Here is a 19,931-nt window from a genome sequence, read left to right as displayed (position 1 = left end):
CGACTTCCGGCCCGGGCGGTGCGCCGGGCAGCGGTGGCGAGGCCGAGGGCGTCGGAGGGATGTCCGGTGTCGACCGCGAGCTGTGCCTTGCGCCCGAGGATGTACGCGGTGAGGTCGGAGTCTCCGGCGATGTGGGAGGCGTCGAGTGCCTTCGCGGTATGGCCGCGGGCGGCGCGCTCATCGCCTATGTCCTGGGCGAACCAGCCCGCCAGTTCCTCGTATCGCGGCTCCAGGGCGAGGAATGCGACGGCGTCGGCGCCACGGGCCGCTCGGCGCCTAACGGCCAGGGAGACGAGGTGCTGCTGGAGCGCGGGCAGCACGTGCCGGGGGCCGATCAGGGCCTCTGCCTGGATCATCACCCGGCGGAGCTGCGCGAAGTACTCGAAGGGGGATCCCAAGTCGGCGAGTTCGGTGGCAGCCGTTGCCGTCGTGGCCGGGATGGCCGTCGCAGCCAGGCCGGCGAGCCCGGAGGCGAGAACAACACGGCGGGGCACGGGCACGAAGAGGATCCTTCCGTGGATGCGGGCGGGGACGACGACCGTGTCTTCGTCGTCTCCGCCAGAGCCTGCCTGCCCGAACTCGCTCACGGCCAGTGTTCCCGGGGCACTGGCCCCATAGTCCCGTGTTTTGGCCCCATGATCAGTCGTCCTGGCCCTGGACACGACACCGGAGTCGTCCTGGGGAGCCATGCGCTCCGCCTCGTCCCAGCACCGAACCAGGGCGCCGGTGGCGTCGAGCACCTCGTCGAGGACGACGGCTACGTGCCGGGGGACGGGACGCTCAGCACGCTCGAAGCGCCCTAGATGCGAGCGGTCGATCAATGCCCGGTGCGCGAGCGCCTGTTGTGACAACCCACGAGCCTCGCGGAACTGGCGGAGTTCGTAACCCCAGCGATGCCACGGGCCGGCATCCGGAGTCAGCTGGTTCGGCTGCTGCCCCATGCGTTCCCCCTCACCGTCAACGTCGGCTCGCCCCATGGTCGCAACCGGCTGCACCGGCTCTCGTCGAAAGGGGCCTGCGGAGCCAACGAGCGAGGCTCCATCCAGGGGCTCCCGCCCGCGGCCCCGCTCGGATTCCATCGCGCTCCGGAGCTGACCATCTGCCAGCGCCATCAGCGCACCGCGCACCTGGTCCGCCGCCGTACGACCGGCCACCGGGGTGTCGGCCCGGCCGTGCTCCTCCCAGTAGCGGCGCAGGCTGTCACCGGAGTCCGGGACGGTGCGCTCGATCACCTGGACGCGGGCGACCTGCCCGGTCCGGGCGAGCGCGGCCAGAGCCCGCCCCCACCCGCTGACGTTGGCGTGCTGGGTGCCCGGGTCGAGCAGGGCGTAGGCGCGGGAGGAGACCTTGACCACGGCGGTCAGCGTGCCGTGGTGCGGGTCGTGGACCGCACCGTACCGGCCGTCGGGAGCGGTGGCCACGCGCAGGCTGGCGGCGGTGCCGGGCAGGTGGAGCAGTCCCTCGCGGGTCGGCCGGCGCGAGGGGCGGGTGAGCCAGACGAGCTGGCCGCGCATCCGGCGCAGCGCGTACCGGACGACGCTGGAGCCCAGTCCGCCAGGGCACGGCCCCGGTGGCGTACGAAGACGAACAGGGCGATGACGGCCCACAGGGGGATGAGCGCGAGAGCGCCGACCACGCCGCGGGCGAGGATCACGGCGAGGAGGAGAAGGCCGGTGAGTCCGGCGACGAGGAGCTGCGGGGCGGTCAGGCCGAGCAGGACGCCGCGCCTGCTTCGGTGGGGGAACTTCACGGTGGCCGAGGGGACTTCGGCCTGGTGCTTGCCGGACATGGGGGTTCCAGACGATGGGAGCGAACGAGGGACGGCGCGTGCGGCGCTCTTCTGGAGGACATGACGGAACTCCTTTGATGGTCGGGTCGAGAGGGGGGCGGACTGCGGAGGGGCAGTCCGCCCCCGGTGGTGACGGGTCAGGAACCCGAGGGCGGCTGGGTGGGGTACACCCAGGTGGTCGGTGTCGGGGAACCGACGGCCGGTGGGGTCGAGGCCGGCGGGGGTGTGGCCGGCGGCGCGGCCCGGGCGGCGAACCACGGGGATCCGGGGGCGGCGGACGGCACGGAGACCATGCTGCCGCCTGGAGCCGACGCGCCGGTGAGAACACCGGAAGGGGCCGCCGGGGCCGGGATCTCGTCGGCGGACGGGGCTGCTTCGTCCCCGCCGGGACGGGTGATGAGCGGCGGGATGCCGGGGCGCTGGATCAGGGCCCGGCCCTTGTCGCCGGGGGCGTTCGGGTCCTCGCCGTACCGGAAGCGGGTCTGCTGCTTTGGTGGGCCAGCGTCGATGCCCTCCTTGCTGAGGTTGCCGCCGGCGGGGTTGATGCCGGAGGCGACGCCGTCGGCACCCGCGCCGGGAACCTGGCTCGGTCCCTGGGGAGCGGGGGCTCCGGTGCCGACCTGCATCGCCAGGCTGGCGGCGGTCTTCGCCGCCCCGGCGGCGATGGCCATGCCGGCGACGCTGGTGCGGTGCAGGTCGTCGTGGCCGCTGCCGTCGCTCGCCCAGTGGATGAACTTGTACGTCGCGTAGGGGCAGAGCAGCACCAGGACCATCACGACGATGCCGGCCATCGCGTCGGACAGGGCCGACAGGCCGTCGTTGGCGTCGCTCTTGCCCATGGCGGAGACGCCGATCAGGAAGACGATGGTCATCAGGAGTTTAGAGACGACCAGGGTGGCGGTGGCCTCGATCCAGCCGCGCCGCCAGCGCTTTGCGACCTCCCAACCGCCGCCCGCGCCAGCGAGCACGGCGAGGGAGACCATGATCAAGACGCCGACCTTCCGGGCGACCATGACGCCCCAGTACAGGAAGGAGCCGATCGCGCACCCCAGGGCGACCAAGGCGGGAACGCCCCAGCCCAGGCCGTATATCGCCCCCAACTCATTGATCTTCACGACGCGGCGGATCGCGTCGTCGACCGAGGTGTTGGCGGCTTGGAACAGGCCGTCGGACAGGGCGTCGACCACGGTGATGGCGACGGTGGTGAAGGTGATGGCGCAGAAGCTGAACAGGACGCCGGTCATGGTGCCGATCGCGGCCTGGGCCAGGGCCCGCTCGTCGCGCCGCCAGGCCGCGAGCATGAGCTGGATGCAGAACGTGCCGACGGTCAGGGCGAGCCCGATGGGCAGCAGAAGCTGGTAGTTGTCCCGGAACCAGCCGGCGTTGAGGTCGATGGCGGTCGTCTGGTTGACGGCCTTGGTGGCGAGGTCCGCCGCGCTGGCCGCCAGTTCTCCTGCCGACTTCGCGATCCACGCGCCGATGCCGTCGGTGACGGCCCCGGCCGGGTTGGTGGCGAAGTCGACGGCGGTGCACACCTTGTCCATCAGGGGAAGGCCGCAGACGTCCATGGTGGTACCTCCTTTCGTGAGCGGGGGTCAGGGCGCGACGGACGGCATGACGCCGGCCAGGGCGCAGGGCTGGTTGGGGCGGCACTGGACCGCGAGGGTGGTGGAGCGGCTCTCCGCGCCGCCGGCGGGCGAGCCCTTCCAGGCGATCGTCTGCTTGCCCGAGACCGTGACGGCGTAGATGTACGCCGTAGTGATCGCGCCCGGGTCCTCCTGAAGGGCCCGGGTGAAGGCGTTCGGGAAGTGCCCCTCGTTCACCGTGGCGGTGGCGAACTGGCCGTTGGCGGCCATCTCCTTCCACAGCACCGGCGAGGGGATCCCCCGGTCGACGGAGGCCGCGTCGGCGTACTTGGCCTCCGGGGTCAGCCACGCGTGCAGAGCGCGTCGCAGTTCGGCCTGCGGGTACGCGCGGGTGTCGTACGACCACAACGCCGTTGCGGCTGCCTTCCCGAAGGCGATCGGGTCGCTGGTCTTCGGCGGAACCGGCAGGGCGCGGGGACGGGTGGTCACCGTGGGAGGCCCGGACGGCGCGACGGCCGAGGAGGAAGACGTCGGCGAACTCGGAGGTGCCGCCGCGGTCTTGGCTGGGGGCCTGCCGTCGCGGGTGAGGTAGGCGGCCAGGCTGGCGAGGGCGACGAGCAGCGCCAGGACGACGGTGCCGAGCAACGCCCGGCGGCGCACGCGAGATGCGCCGCCGGGGTTGGAGGAGTGGGAAGGCATCAGTGGACCTGCGTCCCCAGCGTGCTGAAGAACGCCACCACACCATTCGCCGCGCCGAGCAGAAGGGCCGCGCCAGCGCTCACCAGGACGCCCTTCTTGCCGTTGGCCTCGGCCTGGTGGCCGCCGGAGTGGTGGCCCCAGGCCCACACGCCCGCGCTGACGGCGAGGGCGCCGACCACGGCGACGAGCCCGAAGAGGTTGATGGATCCCATCACCTGCTTGAGGACGTTCAGGCCCGGCAGCCCGCCCTCGTTCGGCTTGATCCCGGGGTCGTAGGCGAGCTGTATGACCTGTTCGGCGAGATACACGAGAACTCCAGTTCGAATGAATGCGCGCCGAAGCCCGTGAGGGCGGAGCGGCGGCGCGGGAAAGGGGGAAGAGGGGTGGAGAAGCGCCGGTCAGACGACTCGGCGGACCGCGAGAATCCCTGGCTTCCAGGCGGCGACGGTCGTGATGCGGACCACGTCGCCGGGGCGCGGGGCGTGCACGATCAGACCCTGGCCGATGGCCATGCCGACGTGCTCGGGCACGGCGGCCGTGCCCTCGGTGAAGATGAGGTCACCCGGCCGAAGGGCGTCGGCCGACACCGCCTTGCCCTCCTTGACCTGCGTGTACGTCGTCCGCGTCAGCGTGACCCCGGCGGCCCTATACGCCTGCTGCATCAAGGAGGAGCAGTCGCACCGGGCCATCGCCGTGTCGCCATGGGAATCGGTGCAGGTTCCGCCCCACTGGTACGGCGTGCCGAGCTGCCCGAGCGCCCACCGGATCGCCGTCTGGACTTCTCGCGGAGCGTTGGCGGGGATGCTGTAGTCCTTGGGCAGCGCGCCGGCCGGGATGGTGCCGAAGTCGGTCCCGTCCCCGTCGGCGCTGCAGCCGCCCGCAGTGCCGGGCGAAGGACCGCCGGCACCGTCTGGCACCGGATCCGGCGACACGCCACCGCCACCGGCCTTCGCCAGCAGGGGCTCGATGGCCTTCTGCAAGGCCGTGGCCAGCGGCTCCCACTTGGCGTACGCCTCCGGGAAGCCCGACCGCTGCACCGCCTGGGCGGCCTGGGTGATCGACAGGGACTCCCAGCCCGAGACCTTCTTGAGCCCCTCGTAGAACTTGGTGCTGGCGTGCACCGGGTCGAGGATCTGGTTCGCCGTACCCCAGCCCATCGAAGGCCGCTGCTGGAACAGGCCCAGCGAGTCACGGTCGCCCCAGGTCAGGTTCCGCAGCCCGCTCTCCTGCAGGGCGGTCGCCAGGGCCACGATCTGCCCCCGGGCCGGGATGTTCATCGCGACGCCGGTGGCCTGGATCGTCTTGGCGAAAGGGATCTGCTCGGCCGGATTGTCCAGACCGGGCACGGAGACCGACGCCCTGCCGCCGCCTTCCAGGATGGCCTTCACCTGGCCGGCGACCGCCGCGGTGTCCACGGACTGCGCGCCGCCGGTCGGGCAGGAGGCCGAAGCGGTACCGGCGCCGAAGGCGAGGACCGGCACGACCAGCAGCATCGAGCCGGCAGTGAACAGTCCGACGACGCCCTTCGCGGTCTTCTTCATCGCCGCCGCCGTTCACCGGGGCGGCGGGGCCGGCCGGGTGACGGCGTCGGGTCGGGGCGCGGAGGTATCAGGACATGCTGCATCGCAGCGGCTCCTCGATGTTCGTAGGAGGCGCGGTGCCGGCTTCTCGTGCAAAGCCGCCGGCACCGCGCCGGTGTGCATCCGCCGCTCGGGCGGGCCCGGGGTCAGGGGAGTTGGCGGCTCCCGGACGCCGGTCTCAGGTCACGCGCGGCAGCCGGCCGCGCTCGTAATCTCAGGCAGAACACCAGGGGCTCCTGACGGCAGGGGACACGAGGGGAACACGCTTATCCGTGCGCTGCGGAACGGATAAGCACAGGTCAGCGGGGGTGGAGCGAGGCTTCTTCCCGGTGACACGGCGAGACAGTAGACCGCGATTCCGGCCGCGCCAAACGACCCCCGACCCTGGCCCCGAGCCACCGCCGCTTCGTTGGGTTCGGCCGGACTCCACGGCTAACCTCCGGCACAACCCCGCCAGGAACGAGCGCCGTTGCGCGCTGTCCGGTACGGGCTCACGACCCTCCGCGTCCAGAAGAAAGGCCCTCCCATGAGCTACACGCTGCACCGAGGCGACGCCCTTACCGTGCTGAAGTCCCTCCCGGACGAGAGCGTCAACGCCGTGATCACCGAGCCCCCGTACAACTCCGGCGGACGTACGAGCTCTGAGCGCACCGGACGCACCGCCCGTGCCAAGTACGTCACCAGCAACTCGGCGCACGGTCTCGCCGACTTCCCCGGCGAGAACCGCGACCAGCGCTCCTACCGCTCCTGGCTGACCGAACTGCTCACCGAGGCGTACCGGGCCTCCACCGAGCACGCGGTGGCCATGGTCTTCTCCGACTGGCGCCAGGAACCGACCACGACCGACGCCCTGCAGATGGCCGGCTGGACCTGGAGCGGCACCCTCCCGTGGATCAAGCCCGCGAGCCGGCCCCGCAAGGGCGGGCCGAAGCAGGACTCCGAGTTCATCGTCTGGGGCGTCAAGGGATCCCTCGACAACACCCGCGACCTCTACCTCCCCGGCCACTACATCGCCTCCCAGCCCCGCAAGGGCCGGGTCCACATCACCCAGAAGCCCGTCGGGATCATGCGGCAGCTCGTCCAGGTCTGCCCCGAAGGCGGCACCGTCCTCGACCTCTTCACCGGAAGCGGCTCCACGGGCGTCGCCACCCTCCGCGAAGGCCGGAACTTCGTCGGCGCCGAACTCTCCCCGCACTACGCCGACATCGCCGAACGGCGCCTGCGCGCCGAGCTGGAACAGGACGACTTCACCCTGGCCGGACCGGAGAACTAATCATGAGAACGAACAACCCGGGGCCGGCGGGCCGCAGACGCCGAAGGGCGGCTGGAACATCGAGAAACCGATGCTCCAGCCGCCCTTCCGCTTGTCTCAGGCCGCCTCGAACGCCCGCCGGATCAACGGCGCCGCCTTCTCCAGGTCCTCCACCGAAGCGATACGCACCTCCAGGTCCCCCGTCCCGAGATGCCCGACACCACGCATGCCCCGGGTGAAGCCCTCCTCCAGCACGACCGAGTCCGGGTCGAGTCTGAGATAGACCAGGATGACCTGGCGCTTCGGACGGAAGATCACCGACGCCACGTTCACCAGCCGCCGGTAGGCGATGTAGTGCCGCAGCGCCGCCACCTCGACCTCGCCCCACGCCGTCAGCGCCTCGTCCACCTCCGCGAACAGGTCCCGCAGGCACTCCGGGACGAGACCAGCACCCGCCGGCGCAGGAACGGAGACGGGCGGTTGACCTACCGCCTCTCCACCCTCGACGTCGTCGGCGAAACGGATCCTGTCCTGGTCACGGTCAGCTTCTACGCCGATCCCCGGTACGACACGTACGGGCAGCGGCCCCAGGACTTCCCCCGGGTCCACGCCAATCCGGGTGCCGCGTCCAAACATCGCTACGCCACGGACAATGCGCTGTGCCTGTGGTACCCGTACGATCCCGAAGACCTCCGTGTTCTCGACGGTGTGTTGTGGCCCCACTGGAACGGTTTCGACTGGCCCCACTTTTGGGCCGTGTGGGTGACGGGTCGGGGCGGTGTCGCAGAAGAACGGTCTGAAGTGGCCCCACCCCTCGATCGGGTGACGTTTCGCGGACGTCCTAGGTCGACGGCGGTCAGGTGCGGATGGTGATCCGCAGCGGCCGGTAGCGTGTGGCCCACGGAGCCCGCCCGGCTGCTTCCCCGGCCTCGGGGCACATCGGTACAGCGGTTATCGACGAGATTGATCATGGGATCTAGCTGAGGGTCTTGGTGTTCAGGTCGTCTTCGACCGTGGCGGCTTCGGCTTCGGCGAGTGCCCGGTAGAGCGAGGCGACCGAGGGCGACTTGCCCGCGTTCTTGCCAACCTCGGCCATGGGGGCCAGCGGTACAGCCGTTGGCGCTACTGACTTGAGCTCGTCGGGGTGAATCTTCGCGAAGTCCCTGATTCGTGTGGGTGGGTGGCTGTATCGGTGGTGTGTGAGAGATGCGGATGGGGGCGGGCTGACGCCTGCGGGGCGTCGGCGCCGGGAGACGGTACGGATGCAGGCGGTTGAACTCTTCGAGCAGAGAGTCAAGCCGTCGGAGGTTGCGCGACGGCTGCGGGTGAGCGTGAAGTCGGCCTATCTGTGGCACCAGTTGTGGCGAGACGGTGGTGTCCAGGCTCTGGCCTCCCGGGGGCCAAGTGGGTCGCGGTGCCGTCTGTCCCAGCGGTCTTTGGAGAAGCTGGCCGTGTATCTGGAGCAGGGTCCGGCCGTGCATGGGTGGGTGGAGGACCAGGTGTGGACCGCAACGCGGGTGGCCACGCTGATCGGCCGCAAGTTCCACGTCTCCTACAGCGTCTCGGGTGCCACGCGGTTGATGCACCGGCTCGGTTTCTCTCCGCAGGTCCCCGCCCGGCGGGTGGCTGAGCGTGATGAGCAGGTTGTCACCGCGTGGAAGGAGGCGACCTGGGCGGAGGTAAAAGAGCGAGGGCGGCCTGCGGGGGCTACGTCTGCTTCGAGGACGAAGCAGGTTTCACCCGCAGGCCGCCGAGGGGACGGACCTGGGGCCGGCGCGGGGTGACTCCGGTCGTCACCATCAGCGGCCGGCGTTCGGGACGGCTCTCGGTGGCCGGGCTGATCGCGATGCGACCGGGGTCCCGGACCCGGCTGTGTCACCGCCTGCGGAGCCATCCGGCGGGGAAGGGCACACGCCGCAGCATGGGCGAGCGGGACTTCATCGCGCTGATCGATGGCGTGCACCAGCTGGTCAGGGCGCCCATCGTGCTGGTCTGGGACCGGCTGAACACCCACGTCTCGCGCAGGATGCGGGACCTCGTCGCCGAGCGGGAATGGCTGACGGTGTTCCTGCTGCCCGCCTACTCGCCTGATCTCAACCCCGTCGAGTGGGTATGGGCCCACGTCAAGCGGAGCCTCGCCAACCTCGCCGTCATGGCCCTCGACCAGCTCGAAACACTCGTTCGCAACCGCCTCAAACGCCTCCAATACCGGCCCCACACACTCGACGGCTTCATAGCCGGCACCGGCCTGACCCTCGACACACCAGCTTCACCCTGACAAGCCGAAGTCAGTAAGCCTTGATTGCGGCTCTCAACTGCGACTCTCGGCGTTCGGATGGGGCTGGGACTGAAGCCGTTCGCGGAGGTCGATCTCCGCGGCGGTGAGTGGGTCCTCGGGGCGGCGGATGCGGACGGGCTTGGGCCGCAGCGGCAGGTGGTCGTCCGCCGCGGCTGCCTCGCCTTCGGCGAGTGCCCGATAGAGCGAGGCCACTGAGGGGTGCTTGCCCGCGTTCTTCCCGGTCTTGATGGTCAGCTTCTTCGCGATCTCGGGGACGGGGACACCTTTGTCCTTGAGGGCGACGGCGAAGGTGAGCATGTCGTCGTCGATGACCTTCGGGCGTCCACCGTGGTTGCCCTTGGCCGCTGCGGTGACCTGGCCTTCGAGGGTCTTCTCCCGGATGTAGTTGCGCTCGATCTGCCCTGCGACGGCCAGGACGGCGAAGAACATGGCACCCATGCCGTTGGGGTCGTAGATCCCGGTGAGCGGGCCGGTGAGGAGTTCGAGCTGGATGCCGCCGGCTTGGAGGTCGGCGGACAGCGTCATCAGCTCGGCGGCGTTCCTGGCCAGGCGCTTAAGCTCGTGCACCGTAAGGATGACGGGCGCCTCGGGGGCGGCCTCCTTGAACTGGTGGGCCAGCGCGAGCGCCTTCTCCAGCTCGGGCCGCACCTTCACCCGGGTGCTGATCTGCTCCTTGAAGACCTTGTGGCACTCGGCGCGGTGGAGGGCTTCGAGCTGGCTCGCCAGCTCCTGTCGCGCGGTCGACGTCCTGGCGTACCCGATCCGCACCAGCCGCTCGGTGCGCGGGGCAGGTACGACGGCGAGCGCCGGGCCCTGCTTCCACCCGCGGCCGGGCCCGCGGTCGGCGGGGACAAGGATCTCCAGTTCCTCGCGGAGCGCGGGTACGAGGACGAAGCGGGAGGTGTGGTACTTCGCGGCGGTCTTCCCGCCCCGGGTGCGGCAGGCGCTGCCAGCGAGCGCGTCACAGTTTGGGCAGTCGTGACGCTCTACCGCCAATGCGGCCTGATCGGGCGTGAGATCCATGCCGGGAGTCTCTCAGAACCCCGTCGCACAACATGCGGGTTTCGAGAGGACTTTTGCGAACGGCGACCTGCGGAAACGCGAGCACTCCCGGGACTGTCGCGGAACTCTCACAGATGGTCATTTGTGAGAATCGAGGGCGCCTGCTGCTGGGTGGGAGGGCGCACGGCGCTTCCCTCCCACCCAGCGGGTCCTGACCTGAGAAGCCGTTGTCTTTCCGAGCGTGATGGGTGTGTTTTCGCTGGTCAGGGATGGGGCCGGTGTTTCGGTGGCAGGGACGAGATGTCGTGTCGTCTCTTCGGTGGAGGTGCTGGATGCCGTCGGTGATGGGGCTGTTGGAGGAGCGTGAACGCGTCGCGCGGCAGCGGGTGGACGTCCTTCAGGCCGAGCTGCGGGAGGCAGAGGCTGTGTGGGAGCGGTTCGTAATCGCCCGCGAGACGGTGGCCGAGGTCCTGGCGGAACCGTGCGGAGGCCAGGAGGTGTCACCGGTCGTGGTGGTCGGCGAGGGGCCGTCGCGGGTGATGGGTGCGGTGGCCGGCTCGGTGGTCCCCGTGTGGCGGGAAGGGCTCGCTGCTGCGGTGCTGGCGCCGGATTACCAGCAACTCGTGGATGCTCTGACTGGTGAGAGCGGGTCGGGTGCCGGGGCGATGGACTGTCGGCAGCTCGCGGTGGCGGTCGGGCTGGAGCCGGTGCCCGCGAAGGTGGAGGGCGTCCGGTCGAAGGTGAAACGCCTGGCCGCGCGAGGCTGGATCGCGGAGGGACGACCGGGGATGTTCAGCGCCGTCGCCGGGCGAGGCGGCGGCTCATGACCATGCTCATCGACCACCTGATCATCGCCTCGGCGCTGTCGGTGCGGGTTTCGTAGTCGCGGGCCAGGCGGCGTGAGTGCATCAGCCATGCGAACGTGCGCTCGACAAGCCATCTTTTCGGCAGGACGACGAAGCCTGTGGTGTCGTCGCTGCGTTTGACTACCGTCAGCGCGATCCGCAGCACGTTGCGGGCGAAGTCGACGAGTTGGCCGGTGTAGCCGCCGTCGGCCCAGACCAGCGTGATGCGCCAGTGCCGCTCGCACAGCCGGGCCAGCAACTTCTGTCCGGCGTCCCGGTCGGTGACGGACGCCGCCGTGACCACGACGGCCAAGAGCAGGCCGAGGGTGTCCACCACAATGCGGCGCTTACGGCCGTTGACCTTCTTGCCGCCGTCGAAGCCCCTGGACGCGGCCGGCACCGACGCGGCCGCCTTCACCGACTGGGCATCGATGATGCCCGCGGTCGGCTCCCGGTCGCGTCCGGCCACTTCACGGATCCGGTCCCGCAGCCGATCATGGAACTCGGCCGTCCAGCCCTTGTCGCGCCAGCGCCGGAAGAAGGCGTAAACCCGGTCCCACGCGGGGAAGTCCACGGGCATCGCCCGCCAGGAGATACCGCCCGCGACCAAGTATCGGACCGCGTCGACCATCTGCCGGTGGCAGTAGCCCTCCGGCTGCCCGCCCCGGCCCTCCAGCCAGGCCGGCACCGGAAGCGCGGCACGGACCTCAGCCCATTCCGCGTCCGTCATGTCCGACGGATACCGAGGCTCCCGGCTCGGACGATCAACCGCATTCCCGTACACGTGGGCGAGGCAGTCACACGACCGGGAAGACGAGTTGGACGACGCGGTGGACAACACGAAAGACTGCGGCACCAGGGTCTCCTGACGCTCGGATGGATTCGACACCCACGAGCTGTTCGGGAGGCCCTGCCTTCATGCCCAGAGCACCAGAAGATCACCCGGCCGGGCAACCACACTCGAACTCACGCCCACCACGATCGATAGAACAACGGCCACTGAGGTCAGATCGTGACGGCAGCCGGTTGCCGGTCGGCCAGCGCGGCGAGGTAACGCTCGGCGTCGAGGGCTGCGGCGCAGCCGGTGCCGGCTGCGGTGATGGCCTGGCGGTAGGTGTGGTCGACGACGTCGCCGGCGGCGAAGACGCCGGGCAGGCTGGTGCGGGTCGAAGGGGATTCGACCTTGATGTAGCCCTCGTCGTCGAGGTCGAGCTGGCTGGTGAACAGCTCGGTGCGCGGGTCGTGGCCGATCGCGATGAACAGGCCGGTGACGTCGAGGTCTCGGGTCTTGCCGGTGAAGGTGTCGCGCAGTACGACGCCGGAGAGCTTGGTGTCGCTCTCCTTGATCTCGGCGATTTCGCTGTCGAAGGCGAAGGAGATCTTGTCGTCGGTGAAGGCCCGGTTCTGCATGACCTTGGAGGCGCGCAGGGTGGAGCGGCGGTGGACGATGGTGACGGAGCGGGCGAAGCGGGTGAGGAAGGTGGCTTCTTCCATGGCGGTGTCGCCGCCGCCGACCACGACGATGTCGCGGTCCCGGAAGAAGAACCCGTCGCAGGTCGCGCACCAGGACACGCCCCGTCCGGAGAGTTCGTCCTCCTTGGGCAGGCCGAGCTTGCGGTAGCCGGAGCCGGTCGCGATGATCACGGTCTTCGCGCGGTGGACGGTGCCTTCCGAGTCGGTGAGGAGCTTGATGTCGCCGGTGAGGTCGACGGCCACGATGTCGTCGTCGATCATCTTGGCGCCGAACCGCTCGGCCTGGGCCCGCATGTTCGCCATGAGGTCCGGTCCGTCGACGCCCTCAGGGAAGCCGGGGAAGTTCTCGACCTCGGTGGTGGTCGTCAGGGATCCGCCGACGAAGATGCTGCTGCCGAAGAGCAGGGGCTTCAGCTGGGCGCGAGCGGTGTAGAGGGCGGCGGTGTATCCGGCGGGGCCGGAGCCTATGACGATGACGTCGCGCACGTCGCCGGCCTGGGTCGTTATGGTCATGGCGGGCTACGCCTCCGGCTTCGCGTCGATGTCGGCGATCAGGCCCTCGATGAGGGTCTTGATCTCGTCGCGGATGGGTCGGACGGCCTCGACGCCCTGGCCCGCGGGGTCTTCGAGCCGCCAGTCGAGGTAGGTCTTGCCGGGGAAGTACGGGCAGGCATCGCCGCAGCCCATGGTGATGATGTAGTCGGACGCCTGGGCGGCCTCGGGGGTCAGCACCTTCGGCTGCTGGTCGGAGATGTCGATCCCCAGCTCGGCCATCGCGGCCACCGCGGAGGGGTTGACCTTGTCGCCGGGCACGGAGCCGGCGGAACGGACCTCGACGCGGTCGCCCGCGAGGTGGCGCAGGAACCCGGCGGCCATCTGGGAGCGGCCTGCGTTGTGGATGCAGACGAACAGCACGGACGCGATCGGGGTGGCGGACATCGACTCTTCCTTCGTGTGCGAGCGGGGGATTTCGAGACCGTCCGGTCCCGATCCGACCATCACAGGTCAGGCCGGACTGGTGTCAGCCTGGAGTGATGTGACAGTATCAGTCCATGATGACGTCAGTCGACACTGAAGTGATCCGAGTCCTGGCCGACCCCCTCAGGCTTCAGATCGTGACCCTGCTCGCCCGCGAGACGCTCTGCCTCACGCACCTCGTGGAGGAGACCGGGGCCAAGCAGACCAACCTCTCCAACCACATGAAGGTGCTGCGGGAGGCCGGGGTCGTGGAGACCGAGCCGTGCGGCCGCTTCGTGTACTACAAGCTGCGCCCGGACGTCATCGCCCAGCTCGCCGGCCAGTTCGCCGACCTGGCCGAGTCCGCTCGCACCGCTGCCGAGAACAAGAGGGCCTGTCCGTGACCCCCACCCAAGCTCCCGCCGCCGAGGACTCCTCGGTCGTCCGGAAGCTCTCCACCCTCGACCGCTTCCTCGCGGTCTGGATCCTGCTCGCCATGGCACTCGGCCTCGGGCTCGGCCGCCTGATCCCCGGCCTGAACGACGCCCTCGCCAAGGTCGAGATCGGCGGGATCTCCCTCCCGATCGCGGTCGGCCTGCTCGTGATGATGTACCCGGTCCTGGCGAAGGTCCGCTACGACAAGCTCGACGCGGTGACCGGCGACCGCAAGTTGATGATCTCTTCGCTCGTCATCAACTGGATTCTGGGCCCCGCGTTGATGTTCGCGCTGGCCTGGATCTTCTTGGCCGACCTGCCCGAGTACCGCACCGGCCTGATCATCGTGGGCCTGGCGCGCTGCATCGCCATGGTCATCATCTGGAACGACCTCGCCTGCGGCGACCGCGAGGCCGCCGCCGTCCTGGTCGCCCTGAACTCGGTCTTCCAGGTCATCGCCTTCGGCGTGCTGGGCTGGTTCTACCTCGACCTGCTGCCGGGCTGGCTGGGCCTGGGCGACGGCGAGCACCTCGACATCTCCATGTGGAAGATCGCCCTCAACGTGGTCATCTTCCTCGGCGTCCCGCTGCTGGCCGGGTTCCTGACCCGCCGCATCGGCGAGAAGAAGCTGGGCCGCGAGACCTACGAGGCGAAGTTCCTGCCGAAGATCGGCCCATGGGCCCTGTACGGGCTGCTGTTCACGATCGTCATCCTCTTCGCCCTCCAAGGCAAGACCATCACCTCCCAGCCGCTGGACGTGATCCGGATCGCACTGCCGCTCCTCGTGTACTTCGCGGTGATGTGGTTCGGCACCTTCGCCCTCGGCAAGGCCATCGGTCTGAACTACGACCGAACCGCCACCCTTGCGTTCACCGCGGCGGGCAACAACTTCGAGCTGGCCATCGCCGTCGCCATCGCCACCTTCGGCGTCACCAGCGGGCAGGCCCTCTCCGGGGTCGTCGGCCCGCTGATCGAGGTTCCGGTCCTGGTCGCGCTGGTCTACGTATCGCTGGCCTGGCGCAAGAAGTTCACGGCGGTCGCGTGACCTTCCGCACCGATGTGGTGGTGATCGGCGGCGGCCAGTCCGGGCTCGCCGCCGGCTACCACCTGCGCCGCCTGGGCGTCGAGCACGTCATCCTCGACGCCCAGGCGGACGCGGGCGGGGCCTGGCGGCACACCTGGGACTCCCTCCACCTGTTCTCCCCGGCCCAGTGCTCCTCCCTGCCCGGCCGGCTCATGCCGCCCCAGCCCGGCGAGCTCTACCCGGACGCGGCGCACGTCGTCTCCTACCTCGCCGACTACGAGAAGCGCTACGAGCTGCCGGTCCACCGCGGTGTATGGGTCTCGGCCGTCCACCGCGACGGCGCCTTCCTGCGCGTCGAGACGGACGGCGGCGACTGGAAGGCCCGTGCGGTCGTCAGCGCGACGGGAACCTGGACCCGGCCTTTCCTGCCCGCCGTCTCCGGCCGCCGGGAGTTCACCGGCCGTCAGCTGCACACCGTGCAGTACCGCAGCCCCGCCGAGTTCGCCGGGCAGCGCGTCGTCGTGGTCGGCGCAGGTAATTCCGGCGCCCAGATCGCCGCCGACCTCACCGGCACGGCCCAGCTGACCTGGGTCACCCAGCGGCCGCCCCGCTACCTCGCCGACGACATCGACGGCCGGGCCCTCTTCGACGCCGCAACCGCCCGCCGCCAGGCCCTCGACGCCGGACGCACCGACAGCGGCGGCGTCGCCTCCCTCGGCGACATCGTCGCCGTACCCCCGGTCCGTGCCGCCCGCGACGCCGGGCTACTCCGTGCGAAGCCGATGTTCGCCCGCCTCACCGCCACCGGCGTCGAATGGGCCGACGGCACCCGGGCCGAGGCGGACGCGATCATCTGGTGTACCGGCTTCCGGCCCGCCCTCGCCCCCTTCGCCGCCCTGCGCCTGCGCGGCAGCCGTGGCCACATCGCCACCGCCGGCACCCGCGCCGTGGACGAGCCGCGCCTGCACCTGCTCGGCTACGGGGACTGGACCGGCCCCGCCTCCGCCACCCTCATCGGCGCCGGCCGCCCCGCCCGGGAAGCCGCCCGCCAGATCGCCGACCTTGTGCACTGACAGATTTCGCAAAGATCAGGACACCCTGGCTGAATATTGCGTCTAATGGCCACGTGACGCGACCTCCTGCACCCGGCCTGTGGCTTCCCCTTCAAGACGATGACCCTGATGCGCTCACGCTCATCGTGGACACCCCCGCCGGCACCCACATACGTCGCATACCACCCGCCCTGCCTCTGCCATCCCACATCGAGCACGGCCCCGGAGCCGAAGAGGCGACCCACACGGCAGCGGCCGTCTGGGGCATGCCCGACTTCGTGTTCCGGCAGGCCGCTCACGCCACCAAGGGATCAGGCCGCCGGGAACTGGGCGACCGGCTGCTCCTGGCCGGCAACCGCGGCGCGGTCGTGCAGGTCAAGGCCCGAACCATCAACCCCAAAGCCGACGCCCAGGAGATCATCTGGATTCAGAAGGTGGCGGCCAAGGCGATGAGCCAGGCCAAGGGCACGGTACGGCAACTGCGCATGGTGCCTTCGGACATGGTCAACGGCCGCGACCGGACACTGCGCGTCGACGGCAACGCGTTCGAATGGATTGCGGTGTTCCTGCTGGACCACCCCCGCGTACCGCGGAACGCCGTGGCCACATGGCAGACACTCGGCATGCCCGCCATCGCGCTCACCCGCCGTGACTGGGACTTCCTCTTCGATCAGCTGCGCTCCACGACCGCCGTACTCGACTACCTCTTCCGGGCCGCCGACGAACCTGCCGTACCCCTCGGTGACGAGCCCGTGCGGTACTACGAGTTCGCCGCCGCAGACGCTGCCGCACCCCCTGCGGACATCGACACCGAGCTGGTCGGGGCCGGCGGGACGTTGTTCTCCGCTCCGCGGCTGCCGCAGGCTCCCGCGGGCAGCGACGGCACGAACGTCCACCGGATGATCCGCATCATGCTCGAAGACATCGCTCTCACCCGGCTCGGTGACTCGATGACCGAGCTCAACCGCTTCACCGTGCTCTCCGACCTCGACCGGCTTCCCGTATCGGCCAGGGCGGAGTGGGGTCACCTGCTGCTGGACATGCTCCGCGATGTCCCGTACGTGCCCGATGAGCACTGCAAATGGCGCTTCCGGCGCCTCCTCCACGAGGACGGAACACGCCAGCTCATCGTCGGCGCGGCCACCCGCTTCGACCGCGACGTCCAGGCCGCCTTCTCGGCCTACGTGCAGCTTCGGCACCACGAGGTCACCTCACGCACCGCCCGAACCGACGAATCCTCCACACTCGGTGTCCTGCTCACCCCCCGCCGCGACGGACGGCCGTGGGACACCACCACCGTGCGCGTACACGGGGACCTCGAACTGCCTGCAGAGGACTTGCAGATCTACAGCGAAGCCTGGAACCGGGCCTTCGAAGAAGGCACCGTGGTCGGACACGACCGAGCCGGACCGCCCCCGGCACCGTGAACCGGTCCCCCGACCATGGCCTGACCTCACATCACGCGGGGGCTGCGGCGCTCCAGCAGGACCACATCACGCCAGATGCCGTGGTGACGGCCGATGCGCTCACGGGTGCCGATGACCCGGAACCCGGCCCGCACGTGGACGGCGAGGCTGGCGGCGTTCTCGGGGAAGACCCCGGACTGGATCGTCCAGATCCCCGCGGCCTCGGTCGACTCCACCAGGGCGGCCAGGAGCCGCCCCGCCACGCCGCGTCCCCGGGCTGCGGGGTGGACGTAGACCGAGTGCTCCACGACTCCGGCGTACGCGCAGCGGTCGGACACCTTGGTGGCGGCCGTCCAGCCCAGCAGCTTGCCGTCGGTGTCCAGGGCGGCGAAGCGGTGCTCGGGCAGCTTCGCCGCGTCGAACTCGGCCCAGGTCGGTGCGGTGGTCTCGAAGGTGGCGTTGCCCTCGTCGATGCCCGCCTGGTAGATCGCCAGGGCCTCGTCCGCGTGCGCGCTGGTCAGCGGCGCGACGGTGAGGGTCATGCGGCGGCCGCGCGGGTGAGGAGCTGGCCCATGGCCCCGAGCACCGCGGGTTCGACCCGGTAGTACACCCAGGTCCCGCGCCGTTCGGAGGAGAGCAGGCCCGCCTCGCGGAGCTTCTTCAAGTGGTGGGAGACGGTGGGCTGGGAGACGCCTACGTCGGAGATGTCGCACACGCACGCCTCGCCGCCCTCGTGGGAGGCGACGGCGGAGAACAGGCGCAGGCGTACCGGGTCGCCGAGGGCCTTGAACATGAGCGCGGTCCGTTCGGCCTCCTCGGCCGTCAGCGGGCGCTCGGTCAGGGGCGGGCAGCACGGGGCCACGGCCTCCGGCTCCAGCAGCGGCAACACCTTCACAGTGGACATGCCCCCATCATCCTTCGAACTTCGACAGATGTCTATGTTGACGAACGTCGATACCGGAGGCATTCTTGAGGCGTCAGGACATCGACAGACGTCGAATCAATTGGGGAGCCCGCCGTGAACGCATCCACCGAAGCCCTGCCCGTCGCCGTGATCGGAGCGGGCCCCGCCGGCCTGGCAGCCGCAGCGCACCTCACCGGGCGCGGCATCACGCCCCTGGTCCTGGAAGCCGGAACGGCCGCCGCCGCGGCGGTACGCGAATGGGGCCACGTACGGCTGTTCTCCACCTGGTCCGAGCTTGTGGACCCGGCCGCCGAGAAGCTCCTGGCCCCCACCGGCTGGAGCGCCCCCGACGGTGCGAGCTACCCGTCCGGCGCGGACTGGGCCAACCTGTACCTCCAGCCGCTCGCCGACGTCCTCGGTGTCAAGGTCCGCTACGGCGCCACCGTCACCGGCGTCTCCCGCCAGGGCCGCGACCGGATCGTGGACGCCGACCGCGAGCAGCAGCCCTTCACCCTCAGCATCGTGAACGCCGACGGCACCGAGGAACGCATCCTGGCCTCCGCCGTCATCGACGCCTCCGGCACCTGGTCCACGCCCAGCCCCATCGGCGGCGACGGCCTGCCCGCCCTCGGCGAGAAGGCCGCCTCGGACCGGATCTCCTACCGGATCCCCGACCTCAAGAACCCGGCCGCCCGCGCCCGCTACGCCGGCAAGCGCACCGCCGTCATCGGCTCCGGCGCCTCCGCCTTCACCGCCCTGGCCTACCTCGCCGAACTCGCCAAGGAAGCGCCCGGCACCCACGCCGTATGGATCCTGCGGCGCGGCATTTCCGGCTCCACGTTCGGCGGCGGCAGCGCCGACCAGCTGCCCGCCCGCGGCGCCCTGGGCCTCGCCGCCAAGGCCGCCGTCGACGACGGATACGCCGACGCGGTCACCGGCTTCCGCACCGACACAGTCGAACGCGACGGCGACCGCCTGGTCCTGGTCGCCGAGGACGGACGCCGCCTCGACCCGGTCGACGAGGTCATCGTCCTCACCGGCCTGCGCCCCGACCTGTCCTTCGTCTCCGAACTGCGCCTCGGCCTCGACGAGCGCCTCCAGGCCCCCACTGAGCTGGCCCCGCTGATCGACCCGAACCAGCACTCCTGCGGCACCGTCTACCCGCACGGCGTCAACGAGCTCTCGCACCCGGAGAAGGGCGTGTACCTGGTCGGAATGAAGTCCTACGGCCGCGCCCCGACCTTCCTGGCCATGACCGGCTACGAGCAGGTCCGCTCCATCGCCGCCCACCTCGCCGGCGACCAGGAAGCCGCCGAACGCGTGGAGCTGACCCTCCCGGAGACCGGCGTGTGCGGCGGGGCGGGTCTCTTCGACCAGCCCCAGGCCGCCGAAGAAGCCAGCGGCGGGGGCTGCTGCGCGGCCCCCGCGACCCTGACCATCGGCGCCCCCGCCTCCGGCGGCTGCTGACCAACATGCCCAACACCAAGGCCGGCGTGGGCGCGCCCCGGGCGGGGGGGGGGGGGGGGCCCCCCCCCCCCCCCCCCCCCCCGGCCGCCCCCCCCACCACCCCCCCGGGGAAAGTCTAAAAAGCCATACCCCGCCAGAAAACCCCCCACAACCCCCCCACC

General features: G+C 70.3%; 20 protein-coding genes and 2 pseudogenes. 9 read left to right on the top strand and 13 right to left on the bottom strand.

Features of this window, described 5'->3' with window-relative positions; translation table 11 throughout:
* Nucleotides 1-722: 722 nt before the first annotated feature.
* The 6 genes and pseudogenes from ACH4MY_RS36410 to ACH4MY_RS36385 form a co-directional block, all read right to left on the bottom strand.
* A pseudogene (locus ACH4MY_RS36410) lies at nt 723-941 on the bottom strand (helix-turn-helix domain-containing protein); the annotation flags it as partial.
* A 203-nt stretch (nt 942-1,144) separates the two neighbouring features.
* A pseudogene (locus tag ACH4MY_RS36405) lies at nt 1,145-1,789 on the bottom strand (SCO6880 family protein); the annotation flags it as partial.
* Nucleotides 1,790-1,926: 137 nt separating this feature from the next.
* Nucleotides 1,927-3,357, bottom strand: a complete 1,431-nt coding sequence (locus ACH4MY_RS36400; RefSeq protein WP_398008872.1) for an ATP-binding protein — start codon at nt 3,355-3,357, stop codon at nt 1,927-1,929.
* A gap of 27 nt (nt 3,358-3,384) precedes the next feature.
* On the bottom strand, nt 3,385-4,074 hold the full coding sequence (locus tag ACH4MY_RS36395) for a hypothetical protein (protein WP_398008870.1): 690 nt from the start codon (nt 4,072-4,074) through the stop codon (nt 3,385-3,387).
* A complete protein-coding gene (locus ACH4MY_RS36390) occupies nt 4,074-4,382 on the bottom strand; it encodes a DUF6112 family protein (protein WP_263550123.1) in 309 nt (102 codons plus the stop codon). Before ACH4MY_RS36390 ends, ACH4MY_RS36395 begins: the two co-directional genes overlap by 1 nt.
* Before the next feature lie 90 nt (nt 4,383-4,472).
* A complete protein-coding gene (locus ACH4MY_RS36385) occupies nt 4,473-5,615 on the bottom strand; it encodes a C40 family peptidase (RefSeq protein ID WP_398008868.1) in 1,143 nt (380 codons plus the stop codon).
* A 565-nt stretch (nt 5,616-6,180) separates the two neighbouring features.
* On the opposite strand from ACH4MY_RS36385, the gene ACH4MY_RS36380 reads away from it, so the two are divergent.
* The gene (locus ACH4MY_RS36380; protein ID WP_398008866.1) at nt 6,181-6,927 is read left to right on the top strand and encodes a DNA-methyltransferase; all 747 of its coding nucleotides are present in this window, start codon (nt 6,181-6,183) and stop codon (nt 6,925-6,927) included.
* Nucleotides 6,928-7,023: 96 nt separating this feature from the next.
* On the opposite strand, the gene ACH4MY_RS36375 is transcribed toward ACH4MY_RS36380, so the two are convergent.
* Nucleotides 7,024-7,515 (bottom strand): DUF5655 domain-containing protein, encoded by a 492-nt coding sequence (locus ACH4MY_RS36375; protein ID WP_398008865.1) that lies wholly within the window; start codon nt 7,513-7,515, stop codon nt 7,024-7,026.
* Between the two features lie 563 nt (nt 7,516-8,078).
* On the opposite strand from ACH4MY_RS36375, the gene ACH4MY_RS36370 reads away from it, so the two are divergent.
* Nucleotides 8,079-8,690 carry a winged helix-turn-helix domain-containing protein gene (locus tag ACH4MY_RS36370; protein WP_398008863.1) on the top strand — a complete coding sequence of 204 codons (612 nt, stop codon included), beginning with the start codon at nt 8,079-8,081 and terminating at the stop codon, nt 8,688-8,690.
* Nucleotides 8,576-9,184 (top strand): transposase, encoded by a 609-nt coding sequence (locus ACH4MY_RS36365; protein WP_398008955.1) that lies wholly within the window; start codon nt 8,576-8,578, stop codon nt 9,182-9,184. The genes ACH4MY_RS36370 and ACH4MY_RS36365 overlap by 115 nt, the downstream gene beginning before the upstream one ends.
* A 33-nt stretch (nt 9,185-9,217) precedes the next feature.
* On the opposite strand, the gene ACH4MY_RS36360 is transcribed toward ACH4MY_RS36365, so the two are convergent.
* On the bottom strand, nt 9,218-10,228 hold the full coding sequence (locus ACH4MY_RS36360) for a recombinase family protein (RefSeq protein WP_398008861.1): 1,011 nt from the start codon (nt 10,226-10,228) through the stop codon (nt 9,218-9,220).
* Nucleotides 10,229-10,539: 311 nt separating this feature from the next.
* On the opposite strand from ACH4MY_RS36360, the gene ACH4MY_RS36355 reads away from it, so the two are divergent.
* Nucleotides 10,540-11,034: a hypothetical protein gene (locus ACH4MY_RS36355; RefSeq protein ID WP_398008859.1), complete on the top strand. Its 495-nt coding sequence runs from the start codon at nt 10,540-10,542 to the stop codon at nt 11,032-11,034.
* On the opposite strand, the gene ACH4MY_RS36350 is transcribed toward ACH4MY_RS36355, so the two are convergent.
* The 3 genes from ACH4MY_RS36350 to ACH4MY_RS36340 form a co-directional block, all read right to left on the bottom strand.
* Nucleotides 11,000-11,782, bottom strand: coding sequence for an IS5 family transposase (locus ACH4MY_RS36350; protein ID WP_398008858.1), 783 nt, complete (start codon nt 11,780-11,782; stop codon nt 11,000-11,002). The genes ACH4MY_RS36355 and ACH4MY_RS36350 overlap by 35 nt on opposite strands.
* Before the next feature lie 275 nt (nt 11,783-12,057).
* Nucleotides 12,058-13,038, bottom strand: coding sequence for a thioredoxin-disulfide reductase (trxB, locus tag ACH4MY_RS36345; protein WP_398008856.1), 981 nt, complete (start codon nt 13,036-13,038; stop codon nt 12,058-12,060).
* Between the two features lie 6 nt (nt 13,039-13,044).
* Nucleotides 13,045-13,464 carry an arsenate reductase ArsC gene (locus tag ACH4MY_RS36340; protein WP_398008854.1) on the bottom strand — a complete coding sequence of 140 codons (420 nt, stop codon included), beginning with the start codon at nt 13,462-13,464 and terminating at the stop codon, nt 13,045-13,047.
* 113 nt (nt 13,465-13,577) lie between these two features.
* Between ACH4MY_RS36340 and ACH4MY_RS36335 the strand changes: the two genes are divergently transcribed.
* From ACH4MY_RS36335 to ACH4MY_RS36320, 4 genes are all read left to right on the top strand, one after another.
* Entirely contained in the window at nt 13,578-13,886 is a 309-nt protein-coding gene (locus ACH4MY_RS36335; protein WP_398008852.1) for an ArsR/SmtB family transcription factor, read from the top strand.
* Nucleotides 13,883-14,962 carry an ACR3 family arsenite efflux transporter gene (arsB, locus tag ACH4MY_RS36330; RefSeq protein WP_398008850.1) on the top strand — a complete coding sequence of 360 codons (1,080 nt, stop codon included), beginning with the start codon at nt 13,883-13,885 and terminating at the stop codon, nt 14,960-14,962. The genes ACH4MY_RS36335 and arsB overlap by 4 nt, the downstream gene beginning before the upstream one ends.
* Nucleotides 14,959-16,014 carry an ArsO family NAD(P)H-dependent flavin-containing monooxygenase gene (locus ACH4MY_RS36325; protein WP_398008848.1) on the top strand — a complete coding sequence of 352 codons (1,056 nt, stop codon included), beginning with the start codon at nt 14,959-14,961 and terminating at the stop codon, nt 16,012-16,014. Before arsB ends, ACH4MY_RS36325 begins: the two co-directional genes overlap by 4 nt.
* Nucleotides 16,015-16,259: 245 nt before the next feature.
* Nucleotides 16,260-17,420: a hypothetical protein gene (locus tag ACH4MY_RS36320; RefSeq protein WP_398008846.1), complete on the top strand. Its 1,161-nt coding sequence runs from the start codon at nt 16,260-16,262 to the stop codon at nt 17,418-17,420.
* A 26-nt stretch (nt 17,421-17,446) separates the two neighbouring features.
* On the opposite strand, the gene ACH4MY_RS36315 is transcribed toward ACH4MY_RS36320, so the two are convergent.
* Together ACH4MY_RS36315 and ACH4MY_RS36310 are read right to left on the bottom strand one after the other, a co-directional pair.
* On the bottom strand, nt 17,447-17,941 hold the full coding sequence (locus ACH4MY_RS36315; protein WP_398008845.1) for a GNAT family N-acetyltransferase: 495 nt from the start codon (nt 17,939-17,941) through the stop codon (nt 17,447-17,449).
* Entirely contained in the window at nt 17,938-18,303 is a 366-nt protein-coding gene (locus tag ACH4MY_RS36310; RefSeq protein WP_398008843.1) for an ArsR/SmtB family transcription factor, read from the bottom strand. The genes ACH4MY_RS36315 and ACH4MY_RS36310 overlap by 4 nt, the downstream gene beginning before the upstream one ends.
* Nucleotides 18,304-18,417: 114 nt before the next feature.
* Between ACH4MY_RS36310 and ACH4MY_RS36305 the strand changes: the two genes are divergently transcribed.
* A complete protein-coding gene (locus tag ACH4MY_RS36305; RefSeq protein ID WP_398008842.1) occupies nt 18,418-19,770 on the top strand; it encodes an NAD(P)-binding domain-containing protein in 1,353 nt (450 codons plus the stop codon).
* Nucleotides 19,771-19,931: the final 161 nt, after the last annotated feature.

Origin of the sequence: Streptomyces sp. NPDC017246 (genome assembly GCF_044331325.1) — a bacterium.
Taxonomy (GTDB): Bacteria; Actinomycetota; Actinomycetes; order Streptomycetales; family Streptomycetaceae; genus Streptomyces.
The sequence above is the reverse complement of the archived record's forward strand: the minus strand, read 5'-3'. Positions and strand labels throughout refer to the sequence as shown.